Source organism: Endozoicomonas sp. SESOKO2 (assembly GCF_024606245.1).
GTDB lineage: Bacteria > Pseudomonadota > Gammaproteobacteria > Pseudomonadales > Endozoicomonadaceae > Endozoicomonas_A.
In genome coordinates this window covers 1-3,758 of sequence record NZ_JAHHPQ010000175.1, presented here as the reverse complement: position 1 = coordinate 3,758, position 3,758 = coordinate 1, and the positions used below count along the sequence as shown (strand labels likewise).

Sequence of the window (3,758 nt, the reverse complement as noted above, 5' to 3'; positions counted from 1 at the left end):
CGACGAGGAGGCTCCGGAGAGACTGGCCAACCTGGAAAGTAAGCTCGGCCTGATTCCTGACGACGAAGATGCCCCGCAAGTCCGTCACCAGGCCATTCTGCAGCACCTTGAACAGCAGAAAGCTCTGATCCAACAACACTTCCTTCAGAAAACCATCACAGAAGCTGAAAATGCAGCTGCAATCAAAGCTCGCTATGCAACCATTGCCGCAGATTTAAACATTAAAAATTTTGATACCAATGCAAATGTCGACGCTCAGGAAGAACAGCTGCTTCAGAAAATCAAGACAATGGATATTCAAAAAGACATTCTGCTCCATACAATGAAGCAAATGTATGGTCAAGATAATTCTTACCCCGAGGCCAGGCAAAATGCTTTGGCAGAGATTCTTGGTATTAGACTGAGTGAAGACGGCACAGAAGAGAACCAGAACGTCCTGGAAAAATCAGTATTCAACATGTTCATCTATCTTGCAGGCTTCGAAAAAAAACTGGAAGACATCAGAACATCAAGCCTCCGTCCTGAAATACTTCGGAAACTGACCGCTGTAGAAAAAACCCTGAACATGGTTGACCTCGATAGCGAGGGCGATGTGTATTATCGTCGTAACGCGATTTCTGAGAAAATTCAGACATACCTCACAGAGGCCAGACAGCGGGCAGAGGAAGAGGCGCTGGATGTGCTGAAAACCGCAGAAGAAATACTCGAGATCCAGGTCAGTGAAGGTGATAACAAACTGGAACGACTTGACAGGGTTCGTATAAAACTTGAAGACGATGATGTCATCGAAAAAATAACGGAGCATCAATACCATGCCCTCTGGAGAGAAGATACCAAACCTGCTGATTACAAAAAAAGGAAAGGTAAACTTGAGAGGCTCCTGCTTTATTCCCATCTTACCCTTTATGTCGAACATGCAGATCAGCTAGCCAAAGGACGACAGAATCTGATGCTTCAGGCTTTAGAGGACGATCTGGGCATCGACAGGAGTGAAAACGCTGCTGCCAAGAAAAGGAACAAGGCTTTAATTGCTAAAGTGGCCGATAATCTGGAAGTAGAATTAGAAAAAGACGCCAGCCTGCAAAATCAGATGGATGCCCTACTAGCCAGAATTTCGGAATTAAGGTTCAAAGTATTCCACCGCTATGAAGATGAAGGTTTATCAAGAGATATAAACAATGAAATTGCTCATCAACTCAACATTGAAGACTATAAAAATAATGCCTGTGTGGATGATCAGATCACACTCATTGAAGAAACACTCGTAAAACTGACTCGAGAAATTCACAAAGTGGGCCAGCCTACCATTAATGAACGTACCGCAGTCATTGAAAATGAGCTTGACAGGCAAATAGCTCAGCTGAAACTAAATCCCCGATACGTACTTGAACGTGAGGTAGCCAGAGCCAGGCTAGCAGTAAAAGAAGCTAAAAATGTCCTGGAGAAGACTAAACGCGATATGGATGCGTATCTCCAAGAGACCTCGGATGAAGACGACGTGGAGCTCAATCGGGCAATGAAACAATTTCAGAGCGAGCTGGGTCTGTCTGCAGGTGACGAGCAGACCAATAAAGAGCGTGCAGAGGACATCATAAAACACCTGCTGGGATACAGTATCGAAATACGGGATGAAATCATTAAGGAACAGGAAGCCAAAACAAATCGGCACATCTGGATAAATGGCGACCCCGCTTCGCTGGAAGAAGCTGATTACAGTCTTGCTGTTAATGACCATTCAGATACCCAAGGTCGGGCAACCGATGAAGATGGAGTATGGGGTGAACTGCCTCTTACCAGAAAAAAGTACACTCAGGTCACGGAATTCCAGCGTGAGCACGACAGGGATAGCAGTCCCTTCCTGTACTCACCAAGAGAGGCAAAACTTCTGACCGATATCAAAGACTTCATGCAGCAGCACCCTCTCAAAAAACAAGCTATGGAAGCCGCAATTGGCATGCACGTAGCAACCATGGAGAGCGATAAGGGAATGCCATTTCTTCCGGCTTTCAATTTTAACGATGAATTTGCATCCATTCGCGTACAGGCAATCGTCGACGACAAAGTGACGTTTAAACAGGCCAGTCGGATTGTGGAAGTTTTCAAGAGCCTGAAGACCACCTTTCCTAAATCCACTGTCCAGCCCGTGTATGGTGAGCCTGAGGATGCGCTGGATGAAGTTGATATTCTGGTGCTCAAGGCCATGTATGAGATGGAAATAGGGTCCCAAGAATTCAAGGACGAAATTCGTGCCATGGGCAAAACAGACATTCACTTCGTCGAGCATGAAACGGAGGATCTGGAAAGCTTCCCGGAATACTTCGCTAGCCATTCTGCCAGTGGTAACAAGATCATAGCTCTGCTGCGGGAAGGCGCGATCAGCAATGCTGAACTTGAGAACTACTTAAAGGCTATCAGAGGTGTCGATGGATATCAGACAGTGGATGAATTTGAGCACTTCCTTGGTTATAAACACGGCGTCAACGTGCATCGCTTTAAAGTCGTTGTCCGGGCACTGTCCGATGAAGGAGCTGAGCAATTCATGCGGATTGCCTTTGCTCCTGTGACCGTGACCGCAACTTGTCCGGCGGGTATGAAAGAGTCCGTTGCCGGCATGAAAGAGTACGCAGCGGCTATCATCGCGAACTATGTGCTTGATGATATTGCCTTCGAAAATGGTCGCAGGTCGGCAGCATTTCTGGCCAATGTTCAGGATACCCTGGCACCCTACGCCAATGCCGTTGGCTTGTCTGAATCAGAGCTGCTCCAGGCTATCCATGACACATTAAAGCAGGCTCATGCCGCAGCGGTTGAACAGCAGCTCAATGACTACTGGGCCAAACCTTCAGCCTTCCTGTTACAGGCGGTCACCTGGTACTACTCCAGCTATAAACCTCTGCTGGTGGCCCATACCGCCTTGAAGGCTGGCTTGCTGTCGCTGTCAAACATGTGGTTCCTCTATCTTCTGGACCTGACCAACAGGGGTGATTACACGCACAGGATGCGCATACCTTTCCAGCACTGGTTGGAACGCTATAGCTTTGATCTTGACCGAACCCAACACTATAAATTCCACAGTGAAATTGAACAACTTGCAGAACTGGGCGGGCTGGCGATGCCATTCGGCAAGGCTGCTTCCTCAGTCGTTCTACTGAAAACCGGCTCCATGCTGTTTGCAAGACTGCACAACGCCAACCCCCGGATGTATCGCAGCATTTCCCGCCTGGCGCCCGAAATAGTGGCATCCATGAGTTCCGGGCAAGGCGTTCAGGTACCGCTGCTGCACCGGGTGACCCCACAAAACATAAAGGCTCTGGCCTCGGCCACAGCCGGACTGGTGCTGGGTCCGGTAGCCACGGTCGGAGCATATGCCCACGGTCTGATATCAGGGTTTACCTACGCCCAAACCTTCGGATTCGCTCTGGTTTCGAGTCTCACTTACGATTTCTTTATGAACAACAACAAGATGCTTACTCAATGGCTGGGTGGCCCTCTGGGCCGGAGTCTTGACAAGATTAATCGCTGGACAGGCGTGGGTGAAACGGAATCTGACTATGTGAAACGTACCGCTACTGCCTCGCCTCAGCGCTTTAATGAAACCGATGAAGCCTATGCAAACCGTGTTAAAGCAAGCAACATGATGCCTGGCTGGACTCGACATGAAAATTATCTGCAGTTCCGTGAACGCCGTGATCGCACAATGAAAATGTTTGAGAATAGCTGGGAGAAATACTTCAGGGACAATGTGCCTAAATGGTCGT

General features: G+C 48.2%; 1 protein-coding gene. It reads left to right on the top strand.

Annotated features, from left to right (window positions below):
• Positions 1 to 3,758 (top strand): hypothetical protein (locus KDK17_RS04280; RefSeq protein ID WP_257287432.1); only part of this gene is annotated, 3,758 nt, incomplete at both ends.